This window comes from Emticicia agri, assembly GCF_004168285.1.
In the GTDB taxonomy this organism is placed as follows: Bacteria; Bacteroidota; Bacteroidia; order Cytophagales; family Spirosomataceae; genus Emticicia; species Emticicia agri.
In genome coordinates this window covers 1-1,795 of sequence record NZ_SEWF01000154.1, presented here as the reverse complement: position 1 = coordinate 1,795, position 1,795 = coordinate 1, and the positions used below count along the sequence as shown (strand labels likewise).

Annotated in this window: 1 protein-coding gene; it reads left to right on the top strand. The window is 43.5% G+C overall.

The features are described 5' to 3' along the window. Positions 1–26: 26 nt before the first annotated feature. Positions 27–1,795 (top strand): Ig-like domain-containing protein (locus tag EWM59_RS27455; protein ID WP_130024368.1); only part of this gene is annotated, 1,769 nt, incomplete at its 3' end.

Below are 1,795 nucleotides of genomic sequence, written 5' to 3'. Positions count from 1 at the left end.
CAATTATTGGTGTCCTCCTATTATTTATGAACCAAAAAGTGGCTGCCCAAACACCTGTGCCTTGCCAAGTAGACATAAATTTTAATTTAGTAGGAGTTGATGCCACAACTGCAACTGCCAATGATGCTAAAATCCGTATTTCGGGAGCATTATCAGGCGACCATAGAATTGGTTACTCGGTAGGCAATACCTATACCGGACCCGATTTTGCCAGTGCACCCAAATTTTCTACTTTAACAGGAGGCTATATTTCTCAAACCTTGCCTACTCCAACCAATCAGGCAGGGACAGCATATACCATCCGTGTGTATTCGGTAGATGGTACCTGTTATACAGATAAAAGTTTTACATTAGAATATGTAAACTTTAATACAGCCCCTGTAAATCCTGATATTGAGGTAACTACAGCAGTTACACCAAGCGGCTATGTCGCACTGAATGGTACTGTTTCAGTATTAATTACTGTTCAGAATAAAGGAACAGGACCTGCAACAGGCGTAGTTTATACCGTAGGTATTCCGGCAGGACTTACCGGAGTAACAGGTACAACAGCTGCCGGTACTTATAATGGCAGCACTACCTGGACAATCGGTAACCTTGCTGTTAACCAGACTGTTACTTTGACCTTAACCGGAACAGTCAGCACAAGAGGTGTAAAATATGTAACGGCCAACTTATCGGCTGAAAATGAGCAGGATATTGACTCAAGTCCTACTACTAATAACGCAGGCGAAGATGACCAGGGGTCTGCTTGTATTTCAACCCCATTCGATTACTGTACCAATGATGAATATACCATTACTTTACCAAGCTATACCGGAATTGAATGGAGAAAAGGTAGTACTATAATTACAGCCGGAAATGCTGCAAGTAATGGTGTAAGGCTGAATGTTGACGGCTCTATGACCATATTCAGCGAAGGTGAGTATTCATATAATATGACAGTTGGGCCAAACGCCTGTCCGAGTGGTGGCTGTTGTCCGATTCTTATTGAAGCTGGTAAACCACCGGTATTGGTTAGTCCGGGCGACCAAAGCATCTGTTTTAATGCAACATTTGCTGCTATCACGGCTCAGAATACCCAGACTACTCCGAATCCGAACGCAACTTTCATTTATGAATGGTACAATGATAACGGAACAAGCAACCCGACTACTGGAATTATCTCAGGTCAGAATTCATTGTCATTCACTGCACTTCCTACAGCTGTTGGTGTTTACAAATATAAGTTGAAAGCGTATGAGCAAGGACACCCTAATTGTGCCGACTCAGTTACGATTACTTTAGAAATCAAAGACCTTCCAGTACCGACAATTGCTTCAAACAGCCCGGTTTGTGAAGAAGGAACCATTCGCCTGTCAGCAGGTGGAGCCGGACCAAGTGGCTTATATGCCTGGACAGGTCCAGCAGGATTCACAGCTAATACAGACAGCACTACACGTGCTGGTGCTATAGAAGCCTATGAAGGAACTTATGTAGTAACCATTACCAACGGTGTAGCTTGTTCAGCAACAGCTTCAGTAGCGGTAGTGATTAACCCACTTCCAGCGCCACCAACTGCCCAAGACAAAGTATTCTGTGCTGAAGATGCGCCAGCTACTTTAGTGGCAGCAGCATCGGGTAGCAATACTATCTTGTGGTATGGTACTAATTTAACCGGAGGAGTGTCTTCAACTACTGCACCAGTATATGACCCAACTACTGCAGGCGTTACTAATTACTACGTAAGTCAGTTAGATGCCAATGGTTGTGAGTCTCATCGTGATACTCTAACAATTAAAGTAAATGCTAAACC